Genomic DNA, 18334 nt, shown 5'->3' with positions numbered 1-18334 from the left:
CAGATGCTCATTCCTGCGCCGCCAGGATCTCCGCGATGTGCATCGTGCGCACGCCGGTCCGCCCCCGCCCCAACGCGCCGCCGATGTGCATCAGGCAGGACGTGTCCGCCGCCGTGCAGACCTCCGCCCGCGTGTCGAGCACATGCCGCAGCTTGTCCGACAGCATCGCCATCGACGTATCCGCGTTCTTGACCGCGAACGTCCCGCCGAAGCCGCAGCACTCGGCCGCGGCGTCGAGCTCCACCAGCTCGATCCCGCGCACCGCCTCCAGCAACCGCCGCGGCCGGTCGCCCACCCGCAGCATCCGCAGCGAATGACACGTCGGATGCAGCGTCACCCGATGCGGGAACGACGCCCCGACGTCGACCACGCCTAACCGATCCACCAGGAACTCGGTCAATTCGAAGACCCGGTCCGCCACGGCCGGGATCCGCTCGCGCACGAGCCCCACGCACGACGCCGACGGCGAGACGATCGCCTCCGCCCCCTCGAACACCCGCGGGAAGCGCTCCAGCAGCCGCCGGGCATCGTCCTCATACCCGGAGTTGACGTGCATCTGCCCGCAGCAGGTCTGCTCGAGCGGGAAGTCGACCTCGCAGCCGAGCCGCTCCAGCAACTCGACCACCGCGCGTCCGGTCTGGGGGAACAGCGTGTCGTTGAAGCAGGTGATGAAGAGCGCCACGCGCATCCCTCCCGGACTCTAGGGGTATGCGCCTCTCAGGACTTCCCGGGAGGAGATGTCGATGTACAAGCAGGTGCTCGATCCGGTTGGCAACTCGCTGTTCGTCAGCGCGCTGTTCGCGCTGATCCCGCTCGCCACGCTGTTCGTCCTGCTCGGGGGCCTGAAGCTCAAGGCCCACGTCGCCGCGCTGATCTCGCTGGCCGTCTCGATCCTGGTCGCGATCATCGTCTACTCGATGCCCGCCGGGCAGGCGCTCGATGCGGCTCTTGAAGGCATGGCGTTCGGGCTGTTCCCGATCATGTGGATCGTCTGGAACGCCATCTGGATCTACAAGATGACCGAGGACACCGGGCACTTCGCCGTGCTCCGGCGCTCGATCTCGGCGATCTCCGACGACCAGCGCATCCAGGCCGTGATCATCGCGTTCGCGTTCGGCGCGCTGCTGGAGGCGCTCGCCGGCTTCGGCACGCCGGTCGCGATCACCGCCGTGATGCTCGTCGCCGTCGGCTTCCAGCCGATCAAGGCCGCGTCGGTCGCGCTCGTGGCCAACACGGCGCCGGTCGCGTTCGGCGCGATCGCGATCCCGATCGTCACGCTCGCCGGGCTGACTGAGATCCCGAAGGACGACCTCGGCGCGATGGTCGGCCGCCAGACGCCGTTCCTCGCGCTCTTCGTCCCGCTCATCCTCGTCGGCATGGTCGACGGAATGCGCGGTATCCGCGCCGTCTGGCCGGCCGCGATGGTCGGCGGCATCAGCTTCGCGATCGGCCAGTTCGCCTGCTCGAACTACGTCTCGGTCGAGCTCACCGACATCGTCGCCTCGCTGCTCTCGATCGGCTCCATGGTGGCGTTCCTGCGCATCTGGAGCCCGGAGGAGCCGCTCGCCGGCGAAGAAGGCCGCTTCGGCCGCCCGGCGATCGCCGGCGCGTCGGTGCACGACGTGGCGCACGAGGATGCGGTGCGCCGGCGCGAGGGCACCGGGCGCGACTCCCGCGGCGACATCTTCGCCGCGTACGCGCCGTACCTGATCATCATCGTCGTCTTCGCGATCGCGCAGTGGGGACCGGTGAAGGACTTCCTCGCCAAGGGGGAGTCGGACTTCTCCTGGCCTGGCCTGAACATCCTCAACGCCAAGGGCGAAGCGCCGACGGCGGCCACGTACAAGTTCAACTGGCTCCCCGCGGCAGGCACGCTGCTGCTGATCTGCGGCTTGTTGACGATGGCGGTCCTGCGCGTCTCGCCCGCCCGCGCGCTGAACGCCTACGGGCGGATGATCAGCCAGCTCAAGTGGGCGACCGTCACCGTCGCCGCCGTGCTCGGCCTCGCCTATGTCATGAATCTGAGCGCCCAGACGCTCACGATCGGGAGCTGGATCGCCGGTGTGGGCGGCGTGCTGGCGTTCTTCTCGCCGATCATCGGCTGGCTCGGCACCGCCGTGACCGGCTCCGACACGTCCTCGAACTCGCTGTTCGGCGTCCTGCAGGCGTCCGCCGCCAAGAAGGCGGGGCTTGATCCGACGCTTCTGGCCGCCGCGAACTCGTCCGGCGGCGTGCTAGGCAAGATGATCTCGCCGCAGAACCTGGCGATCGGCGCCGCCGCCGTAGGGCTGGGCGGAAAGGAGGGCGATCTCTTCCGCAAGGTGGTCGGATGGAGCATCCTTCTCCTCCTGATCATGTGCGTGCTCGTCTACCTGCAATCGACGGCGGTGTTGTCATGGATGGTCCCGTAGACGCGGCTCCCGAGGGCCCCGCGGTCGTCGAGGACGCGCCGCAGGCGCCGGCGCGCGACATCGGGCCGCTCGTCGCCGAGCTGCGAGCGATCGTCGGCGACAAGTGGGTCTACACGGCCGAGCACGAGCTGCGGACCTACGAGTCCGACGGGCTGCTGCAGTACCGCGCGACGCCGGCCGCGGCCGTGCTCCCGAACACCGCCGAGGAGGTCCACGCGGTCGTGAAGGCGTGCGCCGCGGCGGAGGTTCCGTGGGTCGCGCGCGGCGCCGGCTCCGGCCTCTCGGGCGGCGCCCTGCCGGTCGAGGACGGCGTCCTGCTCGTGCTCGCGCGGATGAAGCGCGTGCTCGAGATCGACCTCGACAACGGGCGCGTGTGCGTCGAGCCCGGCGTCACGAACGCGAACGTCAGCGCCGCGGTCGGGCCCGGCTTCTTCTACCCGCCCGATCCGAGCTCGCAGATCGTCTGCTCGATCGGCGGCAACGTGGCCGAGAACTCCGGCGGCGCGCACTGCTTCAAGTACGGCTTCACGACCAACTACGTGACCGGGCTCGAGCTCGTGCTCGGCGACGGCGAGATGATCCAGCTCGGCGGGATGGAGCCCGACGCGCCCGGCTACGACCTGCTCGGCGCGTTCGTCGGCTCGGAGGGCACGCTCGGCGTCGCGACCAAGATCTGGCTGCGCGTCGTTCCGTCGCCCGAGACGGTCAAGACGCTCGTGGCGTTCTTCGACACCACGCACGAGGCGGGCGAGGCGGTGTCGGAGATCGTCCAGGGCGGCGTCGTGCCGGGCGCGATCGAGATGATGGACGCCAAGGCGGTCGAGGCCTCCGAGCAGTCGGCCAAGGCCGGCTTCCCGATCGACCGCGGAGCCGCGCTGCTGGTCGAGCTCGACGGCTCGGCGCGCGAGTGCGAGGCACGCTTCGACGAGATCGTGGCGATCTGCGAGCGCAACGGCTCAGACGACGTCCGCGTCGCCCGCGACGAGGCCGAGCGCCAGCGCTTCTGGAGGGCGCGCAAGGCCGCGTTTGCCGCGATGGGCCGGATCTCGCCGAACTACTTCGTCCAGGACGGTGTGATCCCGCGCACCAAGCTGCCGGAGGTGCTCGGGCGCATCGAGGCGCTCGGCGAGGAATACGGGATGATCGTCGCCAACGTCTTCCACGCCGGCGACGGCAACCTGCACCCGCTGGTCTGCTACGACGGCGCCGTCGAGGGCGAGGCGGAACGCGCGGAGGAGCTGTCGGCGCTGATCCTCGACGCGTGCCTGGATGCGGGCGGCTCGATCACCGGGGAGCACGGCGTCGGCGTCGACAAGAAGAAGCACATGCCGAAGATGTTCGCCGAGGAGGACCTCGACGCGTTCCAGCGGCTGCGCTGCGCGTTCGATCCCGCCGGCCTCGCGAACCCGGGCAAGCTGATGCCGACCCCGCGGCTGTGCGGCGAAGTCCCCGGGCCGTATCGCATCCACCCGCTGGAGGCGGCCGGGCTGGCCGAGCGGTTTTGAGGCCGGACAGCGTCCAGGAGGCGGCGGCGCTGCTGCGCGGGCTCGAGCGCCCGGTCCGGCCTGTCGGCGGCGGCACGAAGCCGTGGCTTCCGGATCGCGGCGAGGAGCCGCTCGAGACCGGCGGGCTGGACCGCATCCTCGAGCACAACGTCGGCGACTTCACCGCGGTGCTGGAGGCCGGGGTGCCGTTCGCCGACGCGCAGGCGGCGTTCGCCGAGAACGGGCAGATGATCGCCTGGGACCCGCCGTCGGAGCGCTCGACGCTCGGCGGGATCATGGCCACCGCGGACTCGGGGCCGCTGCGGCACCGCTTCGGCGGCGTGCGCGACCTCGTGGTGGGCGTCTCGGTCGTTCTCAGCGACGGCACGATCGCGAAAGCCGGCGGCAAGGTGATCAAGAACGTCGCCGGCTATGACCTGGCGAAGCTGTTCGCCGGCTCGTTCGGGACGCTGGGCCTGATTGCGACGATCTCGGTGCGACTGCACCCGCTGCCGGCCCGGACGGCCACCGTGACGGGAGCCGCCGACGACCCGGAGCGGCTCGCGGCCGCGGTCATCGCGCTCGCCCGCCTGCCGCTGGAGGCCGACTGCCTCGACGTCGCGTGGGCGAACGGCGCGGGGCGGGTGCTGGTGCGCTACTCGGGCAACACCGCCGCACAGCGGGCGCAGGGCACGAAGATCGAGCTCGACGGCGTCGAGACGATCGAGGATGACGACGAGCTGTGGGAGCGCCAGCGCTCGCGGCAGCGGGCGGCCGTCGTGCTCAAGGTCTCCGGCCGCCCGACGGACCTTCCCGCCGTGATCCGGGCGGCCGACGGGGTCGGCGCGTCGGTCGTCTCGCGCGCCGGACTGGGGCTCTCCTGGCTGGCGTTCTCCGCCGACGATCCCGCCGAGCGCGTGCAGACCGTCAGGTCCGCGCTCTCCCCGCGCGCCTGCACGGTGCTCGACGGCGCCGACCGGGTAGGGGATCCGTGGCCGGACGCCGGCGGCGCGCAGGTCGTCATGGAACGGCTGAAGGCGCGTTTCGATCCCGCGCGGATCTTCCGTCCCGGGACCTTCGTTGGAGGCATCTGATGACCGCCTGGGATACGACCCATCCGCCCGACCTCGACCTGATCAAGGACTGCGTGCACTGCGGGTTCTGCCTGCCCACGTGTCCCAGCTACGTGGTCTTCGAGGACGAGGCCGACTCGCCGCGCGGGCGCATCCTGCTGATGCGCGTCGGCCACGAGGAGGGCGCGACGATCTCCGAGGAGATGGTCGAGCACTTCGACCGCTGCCTCGGCTGCATGGCCTGCGTGACGGCCTGCCCGTCCGGCGTCCAGTACGACAAGCTGATCGAGCGCACGCGCCCGCAGCTCGAGCGCAGCGAGGCGCGCTCATGGCAGGAGCGGGCGTACCGGCACGCGATCTTCGAGCTGTTCACGCACCCGGCGCGGCTGCGCGCGCTCGTGCCGGGCTCCAAGCTGGCGCCGAAGCTCGCGCCGCTGATGCCGCATCCGCGGCTGAAGGCGATCCTGTCGCTGGCGCCGCCGGTCTCCCCCGCCGCCATGTTCCGCCGGCTGCCCAAGCGCAAAGGGACCAAGGCGCCGGTCAAGCGCGGCCGCGTCGCGCTGATGCAGGGCTGCATCCAGCGGGTGTTCTTCGGCGACGTCAACGCCGCCACGATGCGCGTGCTCTCGGCCGAGGGCTGGGAGGTCGATGCGCCGCGCTCGCCGCGCTGCTGCGGCGCGCTGCAGCTGCACTCCGGCGTGGAGGACGAGGCGCTCGGGCTGGCGCGCGAGACGATCGCGGCGTACGAGGGGTACGAAGCGATCGTCGCCAACGTGGCCGGCTGCGGCAGCGCGATGAAGGACTACGGCCATCTGCTGTCCGACGACCCCGAGTGGGCCGAGCGCGCCGCCGCGTTCTCCGCCAAGGTCGTCGACGTCCACGAGCTGCTGGCCGCGCACGAGCCGCAGGCCGTCCGCCACGAGCTGCCGCTGCGCGCCGCCTACCACGACGCCTGCCACCTCGCCCACGCCCAGGGCGTGCGCTCCGAGCCGCGCGAGCTGCTGCGCGCGATCCCAGGGCTGGAGCTGCTCGAGCCCGCCGAGTGGGAGCTCTGCTGCGGCTCGGCCGGGATCTACAACCTGCTGCAGCCCGAGGCCGCCGAGCAGCTCGGCGCGCGCAAGGCGGAGAACCTGCGCGCGACCGGGGCCGAGGCGATCGCCGCGGCCAACCCGGGCTGCGCGCTGCAGATCGGGCGCCACCTCGATCTCCCGATCTACCACCCCATGACCCTGCTGGACCTCTCGTTGCGAGGAGCACGACCGTGAGCAGCCTGGACATTGCGCCCGCCCCCGACGAGCGGGCGAGCGAGATCCTGTCCGACGACGCGCTGGCGTTCATCGCCGAGCTGCATGGTCGCTTCGGCGAGCGGCGTAAGGAGCTCCTGCGCGCGAGAGCCGAGCGCAAGCCGCCGAGCGGCTTCCTGCCGGAGACCGAGGAGATCCGCAAGGGCGACTGGCAGGTCCCGCCGCCGCGGCCCGACTACGAGGACCGCCGCGTGGAGATCACCGGCCCGACCGACCGCAAGCTCGTCATCAACGCCCTGAACTCCGGCGCCAAGGGCTTCATGGCCGACTTCGAGGACGCGAACTCGCCCACCTGGCGCAACCAGGTCGAGGGGCACGTGAACCTGATCGACGCGATCGAGCGCACGATCACCTACGACGGCGCCGACGGCCGCCATTACGAGCTCGACGACGAGGTCGCGACGCTGCTCGTGCGCCCGCGCGGCTGGCATCTGCCGGAGAAGCACCTGCAGATCGACGGCGAGCCGGTCGGCGGCGGGCTGATGGACTTCGGGCTGTACGCGTTCCACTCCGGCCCGCGGCTGGCCGAGCGCAACCTCGGCCTGTACCTGTACCTGCCCAAGCTGGAGCACCACCAGGAGGCGGCGCTCTGGAACGACGTCTTCGAGTTCACCCGCGAGGCGCTCGGGCTCCCGCCCGGGTTGATCCGCGCGACCGTGCTGATCGAGACGCTTCCGGCCGCGTTCCAGATGGCGGAGATCATCCACGCGCTCGGCGAGCACTCCTACGGGCTCAACGCGGGCCGCTGGGATTACATCTTCTCGATGATCAAGGTCTTCCGCGACGACCCGGACTTCGTGCTGCCGGATCGCAACGACGTGAAGATGACGGTCCCGTTCATGAAGGCCTACACGGAGCTGCTGGTGAAGACCTGCCACGCCCACGGCGCGTTCGCGATGGGCGGCATGGCGGCGCTGATCCCGTCGCGCAAGGACGCCGAGGCCAATCAGCGCGCGATCGACGCCGTGCGCGAGGACAAGGAGCGCGAGGCGAAGGCCGGCTTCGACGGCACGTGGGTCGCGCACCCGGACGTCGTGGACGCCGCCAAGGCGGCGTTCGACGAGGTGCTGGGCTCGCGCCCGAACCAGATCGACAAGCAGCGCTACGACGTCGAGGTGACGCCCGAGCAGCTGCTCGACGCCGCCTCCACCCCGGGCGAGATCACCGAGGAGGGGCTGCGCAACGACGTCAGCGTGGGCTTCCAGTACATCTCGTTCTGGCTCGGCGGGCGCGGCGCGGCCGGCATCAACAACCTGATGGAGGACGCCGCCACCGCCGAGATCTCGCGCTCGCAGATCTGGCAGTGGGTTCGCCACGGCAAGGTCAGCCGCGAGCGCGTGCTCGAGGTGCTCGACGAGGAGATGGGGAAGATCCACGCCGAGGTGGGCGACGAGGTGTGGGAGAAGGGCCGCCCCGAGGAGACGCGCCGGATCTTCGAGCAGGTCGCGCTCGGCGAGGACTTCCCCGAGTTCCTCACGCTCCCCGCCTACGAGCTGATCGACTAGAAGTCGCCGCCGCCGAAGTCGCCGCCACCGCCGAAGTCGCCGCCACCGCCGAAGTCGCCGCCACCGCCGAAGTCGCCGCCGCCCCAGTCGCCGCCCGTGTCGAACCAGCCCGGCGAGTCCCAGCCGCCGAGCATCTCGCCGACCAGCAGGCCGGGGAGGAAGCCGCCGCCGAAGAAGCCGCCGTAGAACGGCGCGTACGCGGGGCCGGCGTCCCAGTAGGGCACCCCGCCGACCTGCCGCGTCCGCGGCTCGTCGCCCCGCTCGACGCGCTGCGCGTCGGCCTCGCAGGCCGGCACCGGCCGCGGCGTGCCGCCCGGGGGCGCCCATTCGACGTCGCGCGTGGACGGTCCATGGCGCGGGTCGAAGAAGCACGGCGGGCGGCGCTCGGGCGGCCTGCGGCCCTCCAGCCGCGCGCGTGCGGAGGTCATCGCCCAGCGCCCCTCCTCCAGCGCGGCGGACGCGGGCGCGAGGTCCGCGGGCCGCCGGGCGGTCTCGAACACGCGGTTGGCCCGGTCGTAGGCGTCGACGGCGCGCGCGTAGTCCTCGCGGGCGGCGCGATCGGCGCCCGGCATCTGGACGTCGAGGTCGAGCGCCCGGATGTCCTCGCCGAGCGCGACGAGGTCGTCGCGCGCGGTCTCCCGCACCTCGGCCAGCTCATCGGCCTCCTGCAGGCGCCGGCGGCGGCGCGAGAGCAGCAGCAGGCCGCCGCCCGCGGCGATCAGCACGAGCAGGAAGACCGCGCCGGCGCCGATGCCGCCAGAGCCCGGCGGCCTGCCCTCGACGCGGTCGACGAAGTCGTCGAGGGCCGCCTGGAGATCGCCGGGGTGGTCGCGCGCGGCCGCGTCGGCGGCCTGCGCGACGTCCGAGCCCGGACCGGCGCGGAAGTGGGTGCCGACGACGACCGCGTACGCGCCGGGGCGGCCGACCTCGGCGCGCAGCTCGCGCGCGAAGCTCACCGGCTCTCCGGCGCGCGCGGGGACGACCGCGAGCCGGATGGCGTGGTCGCCGATCCGCCGCCGCAGCTCGGCGGCGTCGACCTGGCGCGCCAGCTCAGCCGACGGGTCGACGTAGACCGAATCCGTGCGCAGCGCCCGCGCGGCGGCGGACACGACGTCCTGCGCAGCGGCCGCGGCAGGCCACAGCGCGAGGGCGAGGACGGCGAGCAGAACGGCGCGCACCCGGGGGATCTACCCCCCGAGCACCTCGCGCAGCCGCTCGAGGTCTTCGGTGACCTTCTTCTCGAGCCGCCCTTGGAGCACGGGGATCAGCATCCGCGCGGCGATCGACGACGGCTTGGCGTCCAGGCCCTGGGTCACGCGGCTCCCGCCGCCGCCGTTGGCCTCGACGGTGTACGTGTTGGTGATGTCGACGCCGTTGGTCGAGAAGCCGACCACGGCGCTCGTCGGCGGGTCGTAGGCCTCCACCTTCATGTCCAGCGTGATGTGGTTGCCGCCGATGGCGATGACCTGGCGGATCGGGGTGCCGCTGGCGAGCGGGCCTTGCGCCTCATAGGAGGAGACGTCGCTCGTCCACTGCGGGACCTTGTCCTGTTCCAGCAGCCACGGGAAGACTTCGGCGGGCGGCTTCGGAACGTCGATCGTATGCGAGAAGGAGGCCATTGAGCCGGAGGCTACCCACCGGCGGGGGAGGGACCGCGCGCAGGCCTCAGAGGAACGACCTGTGCGGGCGGCCCGGGCTCGAGACCGCGCGCCTCCGCGAGCTCGCGCTCGAGCGTCGCGACGCGCGCCGACATCACCTTCAGGGCGTCGGCGATCGGATCGGGCAGATGGACCCAGTCGGCGTCGGGTCCCTCGGGCCTGCGGCCCTCGACGCGGACGGGATGCCCCGGGTTGCCGACGACGGTCGAGTTCGGCGGCACCTCGTGGATGACGACCGCGTTGGCGCCGATCTTCGCGCCGTGCCCGATCGTGATCGGGCCGAGCAGCTTCGCGCCGGAGCCGATCGTCACGTTGTCCTGCACGGTCGGATGGCGCTTGCCGGTGGCGAAGCCGGTGCCGCCGAGCGTGACGCCCTGGTACAGCGTGACGTTGGCGCCGATCTGCGCGGTCTCGCCGATCACGACGCCCATGCCGTGGTCGATGAACAGGCCGTCGCCGATCCGCGCGGCGGGATGGATCTCGATCCCCGTCAGCGAGCGCGAGAGATAGGCGATCGCGCGCGGCAGGCCCGGGACGCCGCGCTCGCGCAGCGCGTGCGCGACGCGGTGCGCGATCAGCGCGTGCAAGCCTGGCCAGCCGCTGAGGATGCCGAGCGCCGAGACGCCCGCGGCGGCGGGATCGCGCTCGCGTACGGCGGTGACGTCGCCTGTGAGCCGCCGGACGGTCGCTGCGCCGAACATGGACCTACGAGAGGTTACCCGGGGCCGCAGTCCGGGCAGTCGGCGCGCCGCGTCACGGCCACGCGCAGGACCTCCAGGGAAGCCAGATCCACCTGCAGGAACGCATCCGTCAGCGGCGGTGCGGTGCCGGAGAGCAGCTTGAGCGCCTCGAGCGCCTGCAGCGAGCCGATCACGCCCGCCGCCGGGCCGAGCACGCCGGCCTCCGCGCACGACGGCGCGTGCTCGGGCTCGACGGGGAACGCGCAGCGGTAGCACGCCGTCTCCCCCGGCCGGATGCTCATCACGAGGCCGCTCCAGCCGACCACGCCGGCCTCTACGAGCGGCACGCCGGCCGCGCAGCAGGCGGCGTTGACCAGGTGGCGGGTGGCGAACGAGTCCGAGCAGTCGACGATCAGGTCCTGGTGCGCGATGAGCCCGCGCACGTTGTCCTCCTCGACGTACACGGGATAGGCCTCGACGAGGATGTCGGGGTTGAGGAAGCGCAGCTTGGCCGCGGCCGACTCGGCCTTTTGCGCGCCGGCGTCGGGCGTGAAGTGCAGCGGCTGCCGGTGGAGGTTGCTGATCTCGACGACGTCCGAGTCCGCGATGCCGAGCCGGCCGACGCCGGCGCCCGCGAGATACGCGGCGACCGGCGAGCCGAGCGCGCCCGCCCCGATCACCAGCACGCTCGCGTCGCGCAGCGCCAGCTGGGCGAGCTCGGTCCACTCGGGCAGCAGCAGCTGGCGCGAGTAGCGCTCCATCTCGCTGTCGTTGAGCAGCGGCTGCGAGGACTCGGTGACGAACTCCACCGGCGTCGGATCCGGCAGCGCGCGGGCCGCGGCGGCCGCGAGGTCGCGGAAGAAGCTGCGGCGCGAGCTCGACTCGCTCACCGGCGCACGATCCTCGCCGTCGTCCCGGCCAGCTCGACGTCATGGCCCGCCTCGCGGGCCGAGCGCGGCACGCTCTCGACCGCCTCGCCGGGCGGGAGCCGCACCTCCAGCGTGTCGCCGGCCGCGAGGCGCTCCAGCTCGAGCTTCGTCCGCACCCACGTCATCGGACAGCGCAGACCGGTGACATCGAGGACGTGGACCATTGGGGTACCGTAGCGGCCGGCATGGGGCGGCTTTCATATCTCATCCTCCACGGCTACCAGGGCTCAGGGCCCGGTCACTGGCAGACCTGGCTCGCGGGGCGGCTGCGCGCCACCGACGCCCAGGTCGCCTATCCCGATCTGCCGGACGCCGATCAGCCCCAGCTTCGCTCGTGGCTGGACGCGCTGGCTCGCGAGCTGGACGCGCTGCCGTCGGCGCCGGTGGTGCTCTGCCACTCGCTGGCGTGCCTGTTGTGGCTGCACCACAGCGCCGGCGGCGGGAGTCCGGCCGCGCGCGTGCTGATGGTCGCGCCGCCCTCGCGGACGGGCGCGCCCGAGGAGCTGGACTCGTTCTTCCCGGCGCCGCTGGACGCCGGCGCGCTGCGCGCGTCCACGCCCGAGGGCGCGCGGCTCGTGTGCTCAGACGACGATCCGTACTGCCCGGAGGGCGCCCAGCGGCTCTACGGGCGGCCGCTGCAGCTGGCGACCGACCTCATCCCCGGCCGCGGGCACCTGAACCCGGACGCCGGGCTCGGGCCGTGGCCGGAGGTCGAGCTGTGGGCGCGCGAGGGCGTCGCGCCGATCACGGCGTAAGGGCCAGGGCCAGCTCGCGGATCGCTCCCGGATAGCGGTACGTGAGGCCGCCGTGCTTGCCGTCGAAGAGCTCGAGCGTGTGCTGCACGCCGAGCTTCTCCAGCTCGGCGGCGAACGCCTGCGCGCCGAGGTCGAGGTAGTACTCGTCGCGCCGCCCGGCGTCGAGGTGGATCCGCTTCATGTCGCGCAGCGCGCCGGCCCGCTGCGGCGCCATCCGGACCGGATCCTTGGCGAGCCACTGCTCCCACACGTCGTCGATCAGCCGGCCGTGCGCGTCGAACGGGATCAGCGCGCGGCCGGGCTTGGCCGGATCCGGAGAGTAGGCGGCGGCGTAGCCGTAGGTCTCGAAGGGCCGGAAGCGCTCGAACGCGCCGTGGTCGGCCTCGCGCAGGCGGTCGAACAGGATCTCCCACGAGCCGTCGAACTCGTCGCGCAGGATCCGCGCGTGGTGCGGGAACTCGGGCAGGTAACAGGCCTCGAACAGCGCGTCGCCCGCGTGGCTCGCGAGCGCGCCGAAGACGTCGGGCCGGAGCATCGGCACGACCATCGCGCCGTAGCCGCCCGAGGACTTGCCGGTCAGCCCGCGATGGTCGCGGCTCGCGATCGCCGGGTAGCGCTCGTCGACGAAGGAGACGACGTCGTCCGCGAGATAGTCGAGGTAGTTGCCGGTACCGCTGGAGTTCAGGAACTGCGAGCCGCCGTAGCTCGTCCAGGCGTCGACGAACACGATCAGGACGTCCGGGCAGTCACCGGCGGCGAACATCGCGTCCAGGCGCTCGACCATCGTGCGCTCGAACGGCGTGCGGTTGAACCACATGTCGAGCTGGCCGGTGAAGCCCTGGATGACGTAGATGCTCGGCAGCGCCCTCGGGTGGTCGAGCTCGACGCCCGGTGGGCGGTAGACGTAGAGCGGGCGGCGCTCCGGGTCGCCGAGCGGGTTGCCGGCGAGCGCGTCGGATTCGATCACCAGGCGGTCCAGCGTGCCGTGCAGCGGCGGCTCCCACGGCGCGCCGGCGGGGCCCTCGACCTCGCGCGCGCTCACTGTCCCGCTCCGCGTGGCCTTGCCGGGCTCAACGGGCCGATCATGCGACCTGGGCTTGCGTTTCGGGCTCGGGCGCGAAGAACGGCGTGGACACGTAGCGCTCGCCGGAGTCCGGCAGCACGACCGCGATCCGCTTGCCCCGCGCCTCCGGGCGGCGCGCGATCTGGAGCGCCGCGTACAGCGCCGCGCCGCAGCTGATGCCGCACAGCACGCCTTCGCGGCGGGCGGCCAGGCGCGCCGTCTCGATCGCGTCCTCGTCGTCGATGGGGACCACCTCGTCGAGCAGTCTGCGGTCCAGCACCGGCGGGACGAAGCCCGCGCCGATGCCCTGGATCTTGTGCGGACCTGGACGACCGCCGGACAGCACCGCCGACGTCGCGGGCTCGACGGCGATCACCTTCAGATCCTCGTTGCGCTCCTTCAGGAACGAGCCCGCGCCCGTGATCGTCCCGCCGGTGCCGACGCCGGCGACCAGGTAGTCGATCCTCCCGTCCAGCGCCTCCCACAGCTCGGGCCCCGTCGTGCGCCGGTGCGCCTCGGGGTTGGCCGGGTTGGAGAACTGGTCGGGCAGGAAGACGTCGCGGTCCTGCGCCATCGCCTGCGCCGCCGCCACGGCCTCGTTCATCCCGCCGAGCGACTCGGTGATGTGCACCTGCGCGCCGTAGAGGCGCAGCAGGCCCTCGCGCTCCCGGCTCATCCCCTGCGGCAGCGTGAGCACGAGGTCGTAGCCCTTGGCCGCGCACACGAACGCGAGCGCGATGCCGGTGTTGCCGCTGGTCGCCTCGACGATCGTCGTGCGGCCGGGCTCGATCCGGCCCTCGCGCTCGGCGGCCTCGATCATCGAGACGCCGATGCGGTCCTTGACCGAGCCTCCCGGGTTCTGCATCTCGAGCTTGCCGAAGACCTGCGCGCCGTCCGGAGCCAGGCGCCCGAACTGCACCATCGGCGTCCGGCCGACGTGGTCGGCAATGTTGATCGGAATGTCGCCCATTTAGGGAGAAGCCTAGAGATGAAGGGCGTAGGAATCGACGCGCCACCGCTGCGTCATCCCGGTCCGTGCGTAGAGGCGGATCGCGTTCGGGTTGTCGGAGGCGACGCCCAGGCGCCCGGAGCGAAAGCCGGCGCGGGCGGCGCCGGCGAAGGCGCCGCGCAGCAGCGCGCTGCCGAGGCCGCGGCCGGCGTGGTCGGGATGGACGGCGAGCAGGTCGACGTAGGCGACGCGGTTGCCGTGGTCGCGCACGACGGCGAACCCGGCGATCCGGTGCTCGCGGGTCGCCACGATGCTGAGCTCGGGCCGCAGGTTGTGGCCGCGCAGGTGCTCGTCGCCGAAGTGCGCCTTCGACTCGGGCTCGTAGTCCGCATTGCCGGAGAACGCGGCCTCGTTGACGATGTAGAGGTCGCCGGCGTCGGCCTGCAGGTCGACCGGGCGGAGCGCGTAGCCCTTGGGCGGTGGCGGCGGCGTCTCGTCGCCTTCGAGCTCGAGCTCCATGCGCCAGTAGCTGCGCTCGCGCTCGTAGCCCGCCGCGGTCAGGTGCTCGCGCGCCGCGGTGTTGCGGTCTCCGGCGTACTGGTGCAGCGTCGTGAGCCCCTTCTCGCGGGCGCGGCTCTCGGCCCACCCGCGCAGGGCGGTGCCGATCCCCTCGCCCCGGCGCTCCTCGTCGACCGCGATGAGCGCCTCGTGGCCGCGCAACGCCGCGTAGCCGCGGATGCGACTGTGCTCCTCGACCACGACGGCATCGGTGGCGAGGTCGAACTCCGCGGCCGTCCATTCGTCCCTGAGGTCGGCGAGCGTGTAGTCCGGCTCGCCGATGTCGGCGATGTCGCGCGCGATCACCAGCTTCGCTATGGCCTCGGCGTCCGCCTCGGCCGGCGGGCGCATCACGCGGTGATGTCGCGCTTCTTGAGCAGCGCGATCCCGGCGATCAGGAAGATCGCGCAGTAGGCGGCGAGCAGGATCCCGGCGGGGACCTGGTCGAGCGGCGGATGATCGGCGCCGGGGTCGCCGGTGCCGGTGAGCCCGTTGCCGACGCCGCCGAAGCCGTACTTCGCGACCGGGTCGCGCAGCGGCTTGGCGATCGTCAGCAGGTTCTCGAGCACGAAGAGGTAGACGAGCGAGCCGACGATCGCGCCCACCTGGTTGCGGACGAGCGCGCCGACGCCGACGCCGAGCGCGGCGTAGAGGCCGCACGCGACGATCCCGCCGATCACCATCTTCGTCACCTGCGAGCCGGCGAGCCCGGTCTCGATGTCGCGGGCGCCGAGGATCAGGGCCCCGATCAGCGCAGCCAGGCCCGTGGCGACGATCCCGAGGACGAGGCCGGCCGAGACGCTCGCGCCGAGCTTGGCGAGCGTGAGCCTGACGCGGTCGGGCACCACGAGCAGGCTCGGCGTGATCGTCCCGTGCCGGAACTCGCTCGTCATGGCGATGATCCCGAGCAGCAGCGCGAAGACCTGCGCGAAGCCCGCGATCGAGATGACGTCGCGAAGCGAGATGTCGTTCGCGCCCGCCGTCGCGGAGGCGAGGATCACGATCACCAGCACCAGCGCGAGCGCGCCGCCGACGAGGCCGTAGAACGTCCGCGTCGTGCGCAGCTTGAAGATCTCCGCCGCCATCAGCCGGGTCATGACGGTCCTCCGGTCGCCTCGGTGAGCTCGAAGAAGATGTCCTCCAGCGAGGATCCCACGGGCGCGAGCTCGGACACGACGAGCTGGTGCTCGGCGATCACGCGCCCGATGTCCTCGCCGCTGCGGTTGCGCACGATCAGGTCGCCGTCGCCGCTGACCTCGGCGCCCCCGATGACGAGGATGTCGCGCAGCCTCGCGGTGTCGGGACCGGAGACCTTCATCCCGCCGCCGGAGCGGGCGATGATCTCGGTCAGCGTCGCCTGCGCGACCGAGCGGCCCTTGTTGATCACCACGACGTCGTCGGCGGTCTGGGCGACCTCGGCGAGCACGTGGCTCGAGACCAGCACGGCGCGCCCCTCGCGGGCGAGCGAGCGCAGGAAGTCCCGCAGCCAGCGGATGCCTTGGGGATCCAGGCCGTTCGCCGGCTCGTCGAGCACGAGGATCTTCGGGTCGCCGAGCAGCGCGCTCGCGAGCCCGAGCCGCTGGCGCATGCCGAGCGAGTAGCCGCCCGCGCGCCGGTCGCGGGCCTCGGTCAGCGCGACCAGCTCCAGCAGCTCGTCGACGCGGCTGTCGGACACGCCCGCCTCGCGCGCCAGCGCGCGCAGATGGTTGCGCCCGGTACGCCCGGGGTGGAGCATCCCGCCGTCGAGCACGGCCCCGACCGTATGGACCGGGTCCTCCAGCGCGCCGTACGGCGTGCCGAAGATCGTCGCGATTCCCTCCGTCGGGTTGATCAACCCGAGCAGCATCCGCAACGTGGTGGTCTTGCCCGCTCCGTTCGGCCCGAGGAACCCGACGATCCGCCCCTCGTCGACGGTGAACGAGAGGTCGTTCACCGCCAGCACCTCCCCGAAGCGCTTCGTCAGTCCGGAGACCTCGATTGCTTGCGCCATCCCCCACACAACTACCAGCGAAAGCGGCGAGATGACGTGCGCGTCATCCGCATGCGCCGGCGTAGCGGCAGGCGACGGTCGCCGGCCGCTCGACCGGGCGGCCGGCGTCGAGCGACCACGCCAGGCGGATCAGCTGCGCGTGCGTCCAGCCGAGCGGCGTCGCGGAGCCCGTGCCGGTTCCGGGTTCGAACCCGGTCCGGCCCGCCGGCGGGCGGTCGTCCCAGACCTGCTCGGGCAGCATGCCGAACCCGGTCCGCAGCGAGGCGGCCGCGGTGGTGGCGGCGGTGGCCGGGCTCGCGCCGAAGGCGAGCGCCAGCGTCAGATGCCGGCTCCCCTTCAGCCCGGTCCGGTGGTCGGTCTCCAGATCCGTCCAGCCGTCGCTCGCGCCCATGTAGCTGCTGGAGGCGCGGCTGAACGGCGGGTCGGCGGCGATCGCGCTCGCGCCCTTCGCATCCCACGCCGTCATGCCCGCGCCGCGGTCGTCGTCGCCGGTGTTCGAGAGCGCGGGATCCGCGAGCGCGTACAGCCGGTACGGCCGGCCGGTCAGCGACTCGAACGTCACGTCGACGAGCACCGTCGAGCGGTCGGGATCGGTCACGTATGTCTCCGTGATGCGCCAGCGGCCGGAGCGCGCCGTGTCGACCTGCCGGTAGGTGAGGCTGCGCGGGTCGGCGAGCTCGGTCCGCTGCACGGCGTCGCCGGTCTCGCGCTCGGTGAACGTCGCGCCGTCGGAGACGACGAACTGCAGGTCGCGCAGGCTCGGCGTCCCGAGGTCGGGCGCGTAGACCTCGCTCAGCTCGCCGCCGGCGAGCGTGAACCACGTCTTCCCGGCCGTCGTCGTGGAGGTGCCGAAGCCCTCCTTGTCGCCGCGCGTCCAGTTCGCCACCGCCCCCGGCGCGCCCGGAGCGCCCGGAGCCGCGCTCGCGGCCGCCGGCGGCATGGCGGCGCCGAGCGCGGCAACTGCCACAACCCACTTCGCGTGCATGTGCTCGCCTCCAGGGAGGCCCGGTACCTCGGGGGCGAGACGGTCGAACGTGCGGCGAGGCCTACGCGGCCGCGACGGTGCGGTCCAGCAGCGAGTACAGCGCCGAGTAGTGCCGCTCGGCGGCCGCCTCGTCGTACGCGGCCGTGTCGGCCATCGTGTAGCCGTGGGCGGCGCCCTCGTAGACCTCGGCGCGGTAGCGGGCGCCGGCCTCGTCGAGCGCGTGGTTGAGCGCGGCGATGTTGTCCGGGGTCATGCTGCGGTCGTTGTCGGCGTGGCCGAAGTAGAGCTCGGCGCCGATCTCGCCGGCGCGCAGGTGCGGGCTGTCGTCGCCGTCGGTCACGAGGCCTCCCGTGTGGAAGCAGCCGACCGCGGCGACGCGCTCGGGATGCGCGGCGGCGATCGCCCACCCGAGGCGCCCGCCCATGCAATACCCGGTCAGCGCGGCCGGCCCCTCGCTCTCCTGCGCGAGCCCGTCCAGGTACGCCTCGGCGTCGCGCGCGATCAGCTCGGGCGTCAACCCCCGCACGAGCGGCATCACCTTCTCCATCGTCGGTCCGCGCTGCTCGGGGTCCTTGAGGTCGACGCCGGCGAGCAGCTCGCCACGGCCGTTCCGGTAGAAGACGTTCGGCGCCAGCACGACATAGCCATGCTCCGCGATCCGGTCGGCCATCTGCTCGATCTGCGGTCGCAGCCCGAACGCGTCGACGAGCAGCAGCACGCCGGGATGGCGCCCATCATCGTCGGGCCGCGCAAGGTATGCGTCCGCCACGCCGTCGTGCGTCGTGATCTCAACGGTGGTCCCGGTCATGCCGTCTCCTCGTCCGGTTGTTGCACCCGCAAGTATGGCGGGCGGGAGATGAGCGCCGGCTGGGGCTCGCTGCAGTACATGCGGACCGCTCGGCCAACGACCATCGCCGCGGTCAGAAAACTGTGTAACGGTCGGGTGGATGACCGCGGATCGCGAATCCCGCGCCGAGCCCGGTATAGGCT

19 protein-coding genes are annotated in these 18334 nt (G+C 72.3%); 6 read left to right on the top strand and 13 right to left on the bottom strand.

What is annotated here, in order from left to right; all coding sequences use genetic code 11:
• Nucleotides 1-7: 7 nt before the first annotated feature.
• Nucleotides 8-688 (bottom strand): (Fe-S)-binding protein, encoded by a 681-nt coding sequence (locus H958_RS0107125; protein ID WP_028058145.1) that lies wholly within the window; start codon nt 686-688, stop codon nt 8-10.
• A 55-nt stretch (nt 689-743) separates the two neighbouring features.
• On the opposite strand from H958_RS0107125, the gene H958_RS0107120 reads away from it, so the two are divergent.
• From H958_RS0107120 to aceB, 5 genes are read left to right on the top strand one after another with little or no spacing between them, the layout of a single operon-like run.
• Nucleotides 744-2411: an L-lactate permease gene (locus tag H958_RS0107120; RefSeq protein ID WP_028058144.1), complete on the top strand. Its 1668-nt coding sequence runs from the start codon at nt 744-746 to the stop codon at nt 2409-2411.
• On the top strand, nt 2396-3916 hold the full coding sequence (locus H958_RS0107115; RefSeq protein ID WP_081685689.1) for an FAD-linked oxidase C-terminal domain-containing protein: 1521 nt from the start codon (nt 2396-2398) through the stop codon (nt 3914-3916). Before H958_RS0107120 ends, H958_RS0107115 begins: the two co-directional genes overlap by 16 nt.
• Nucleotides 3913-4989, top strand: a complete 1077-nt coding sequence (locus H958_RS35670; protein WP_051323955.1) for an FAD-binding oxidoreductase — start codon at nt 3913-3915, stop codon at nt 4987-4989. The genes H958_RS0107115 and H958_RS35670 overlap by 4 nt, the downstream gene beginning before the upstream one ends.
• Nucleotides 4989-6233 carry a (Fe-S)-binding protein gene (locus tag H958_RS0107105; RefSeq protein ID WP_028058142.1) on the top strand — a complete coding sequence of 415 codons (1245 nt, stop codon included), beginning with the start codon at nt 4989-4991 and terminating at the stop codon, nt 6231-6233. Before H958_RS35670 ends, H958_RS0107105 begins: the two co-directional genes overlap by 1 nt.
• The gene (gene aceB / locus H958_RS46015) at nt 6230-7777 is read left to right on the top strand and encodes a malate synthase A (RefSeq protein ID WP_051323954.1); all 1548 of its coding nucleotides are present in this window, start codon (nt 6230-6232) and stop codon (nt 7775-7777) included. The genes H958_RS0107105 and aceB overlap by 4 nt, the downstream gene beginning before the upstream one ends.
• Here aceB and H958_RS0107095 read toward each other — a convergent pair.
• Genes H958_RS0107095 through H958_RS44890 form a run of 5 tightly spaced genes read right to left on the bottom strand, consistent with a single transcriptional unit; the run spans nt 7774 to nt 11208 of the window.
• Nucleotides 7774-8955 carry a hypothetical protein gene (locus tag H958_RS0107095; protein WP_051323953.1) on the bottom strand — a complete coding sequence of 394 codons (1182 nt, stop codon included), beginning with the start codon at nt 8953-8955 and terminating at the stop codon, nt 7774-7776. The genes aceB and H958_RS0107095 overlap by 4 nt on opposite strands.
• A 9-nt stretch (nt 8956-8964) precedes the next feature.
• Entirely contained in the window at nt 8965-9396 is a 432-nt protein-coding gene (locus H958_RS0107090) for an SRPBCC family protein (protein WP_028058139.1), read from the bottom strand.
• 11 nt (nt 9397-9407) lie between these two features.
• Nucleotides 9408-10136 carry a serine O-acetyltransferase gene (cysE, locus tag H958_RS0107085; RefSeq protein ID WP_028058138.1) on the bottom strand — a complete coding sequence of 243 codons (729 nt, stop codon included), beginning with the start codon at nt 10134-10136 and terminating at the stop codon, nt 9408-9410.
• 14 nt (nt 10137-10150) lie between these two features.
• Nucleotides 10151-11005 carry a HesA/MoeB/ThiF family protein gene (locus tag H958_RS0107080; protein WP_051323952.1) on the bottom strand — a complete coding sequence of 285 codons (855 nt, stop codon included), beginning with the start codon at nt 11003-11005 and terminating at the stop codon, nt 10151-10153.
• Entirely contained in the window at nt 11002-11208 is a 207-nt protein-coding gene (locus H958_RS44890) for a sulfurtransferase TusA family protein (RefSeq protein ID WP_037409667.1), read from the bottom strand. The genes H958_RS0107080 and H958_RS44890 overlap by 4 nt, the downstream gene beginning before the upstream one ends.
• Nucleotides 11209-11229: 21 nt before the next feature.
• On the opposite strand from H958_RS44890, the gene H958_RS0107070 reads away from it, so the two are divergent.
• Nucleotides 11230-11799 (top strand): RBBP9/YdeN family alpha/beta hydrolase, encoded by a 570-nt coding sequence (locus H958_RS0107070; RefSeq protein ID WP_028058136.1) that lies wholly within the window; start codon nt 11230-11232, stop codon nt 11797-11799.
• Here H958_RS0107070 and H958_RS0107065 read toward each other — a convergent pair.
• The 7 genes from H958_RS0107065 to H958_RS0107035 form a co-directional block, all read right to left on the bottom strand.
• Complete coding sequence (locus H958_RS0107065; protein ID WP_081685685.1) at nt 11789-12841, bottom strand: alpha/beta hydrolase; 1053 nt, start codon at nt 12839-12841, stop codon at nt 11789-11791. The two genes, H958_RS0107070 and H958_RS0107065, sit on opposite strands and share 11 nt — an antisense overlap.
• Nucleotides 12842-12881: 40 nt before the next feature.
• Nucleotides 12882-13832, bottom strand: a complete 951-nt coding sequence (gene cysK, locus H958_RS0107060) for a cysteine synthase A (RefSeq protein ID WP_028058134.1) — start codon at nt 13830-13832, stop codon at nt 12882-12884.
• 12 nt (nt 13833-13844) lie between these two features.
• Nucleotides 13845-14720, bottom strand: a complete 876-nt coding sequence (locus H958_RS0107055; RefSeq protein WP_028058133.1) for a GNAT family N-acetyltransferase — start codon at nt 14718-14720, stop codon at nt 13845-13847.
• Nucleotides 14720-15466, bottom strand: coding sequence for an ABC transporter permease (locus H958_RS42935; protein ID WP_051323951.1), 747 nt, complete (start codon nt 15464-15466; stop codon nt 14720-14722). Before H958_RS42935 ends, H958_RS0107055 begins: the two co-directional genes overlap by 1 nt.
• The gene (locus H958_RS35655; RefSeq protein ID WP_037409665.1) at nt 15463-16359 is read right to left on the bottom strand and encodes an ABC transporter ATP-binding protein; all 897 of its coding nucleotides are present in this window, start codon (nt 16357-16359) and stop codon (nt 15463-15465) included. Before H958_RS35655 ends, H958_RS42935 begins: the two co-directional genes overlap by 4 nt.
• A 43-nt stretch (nt 16360-16402) precedes the next feature.
• Nucleotides 16403-17344 (bottom strand): hypothetical protein, encoded by a 942-nt coding sequence (locus tag H958_RS0107040; RefSeq protein ID WP_028058132.1) that lies wholly within the window; start codon nt 17342-17344, stop codon nt 16403-16405.
• 61 nt (nt 17345-17405) lie between these two features.
• The gene (locus tag H958_RS0107035; RefSeq protein ID WP_028058131.1) at nt 17406-18152 is read right to left on the bottom strand and encodes a dienelactone hydrolase family protein; all 747 of its coding nucleotides are present in this window, start codon (nt 18150-18152) and stop codon (nt 17406-17408) included.
• Nucleotides 18153-18334: the final 182 nt, after the last annotated feature.

Source organism: Candidatus Solirubrobacter pratensis (genome assembly GCF_000425945.1).
In the GTDB taxonomy this organism is placed as follows: Bacteria; Actinomycetota; Thermoleophilia; order Solirubrobacterales; family Solirubrobacteraceae; genus Solirubrobacter; species Solirubrobacter pratensis.
This window is presented reverse-complemented; position numbering and strand designations above follow the sequence as displayed.

Excerpts from the sequence above, each read along its gene's own strand:
- H958_RS0107040 (WP_028058132.1), bottom strand. The coding sequence starts at position 17,344 with ATGCACGCGAAGTGGGTTGTGGCAGTTGCCGCGCTCGGCGCCGCCATG.
- cysK (WP_028058134.1), bottom strand. The coding sequence starts at position 13,832 with ATGGGCGACATTCCGATCAACATTGCCGACCACGTCGGCCGGACGCCG.
- H958_RS0107070 (WP_028058136.1), top strand. The coding sequence starts at position 11,230 with ATGGGGCGGCTTTCATATCTCATCCTCCACGGCTACCAGGGCTCAGGG.
- H958_RS0107035 (WP_028058131.1), bottom strand. The coding sequence starts at position 18,152 with ATGACCGGGACCACCGTTGAGATCACGACGCACGACGGCGTGGCGGAC.
- H958_RS42935 (WP_051323951.1), bottom strand. The coding sequence starts at position 15,466 with ATGACCCGGCTGATGGCGGCGGAGATCTTCAAGCTGCGCACGACGCGG.
- H958_RS0107125 (WP_028058145.1), bottom strand. The coding sequence starts at position 688 with ATGCGCGTGGCGCTCTTCATCACCTGCTTCAACGACACGCTGTTCCCC.
- H958_RS0107115 (WP_081685689.1), top strand. The coding sequence starts at position 2,396 with ATGGATGGTCCCGTAGACGCGGCTCCCGAGGGCCCCGCGGTCGTCGAG.
- H958_RS0107105 (WP_028058142.1), top strand. The coding sequence starts at position 4,989 with ATGACCGCCTGGGATACGACCCATCCGCCCGACCTCGACCTGATCAAG.
- H958_RS0107090 (WP_028058139.1), bottom strand. The coding sequence starts at position 9,396 with ATGGCCTCCTTCTCGCATACGATCGACGTTCCGAAGCCGCCCGCCGAA.
- H958_RS35655 (WP_037409665.1), bottom strand. The coding sequence starts at position 16,359 with ATGGCGCAAGCAATCGAGGTCTCCGGACTGACGAAGCGCTTCGGGGAG.
- H958_RS0107055 (WP_028058133.1), bottom strand. The coding sequence starts at position 14,720 with ATGCGCCCGCCGGCCGAGGCGGACGCCGAGGCCATAGCGAAGCTGGTG.
- H958_RS44890 (WP_037409667.1), bottom strand. The coding sequence starts at position 11,208 with ATGGTCCACGTCCTCGATGTCACCGGTCTGCGCTGTCCGATGACGTGG.
- cysE (WP_028058138.1), bottom strand. The coding sequence starts at position 10,136 with ATGTTCGGCGCAGCGACCGTCCGGCGGCTCACAGGCGACGTCACCGCC.
- H958_RS0107120 (WP_028058144.1), top strand. The coding sequence starts at position 744 with ATGTACAAGCAGGTGCTCGATCCGGTTGGCAACTCGCTGTTCGTCAGC.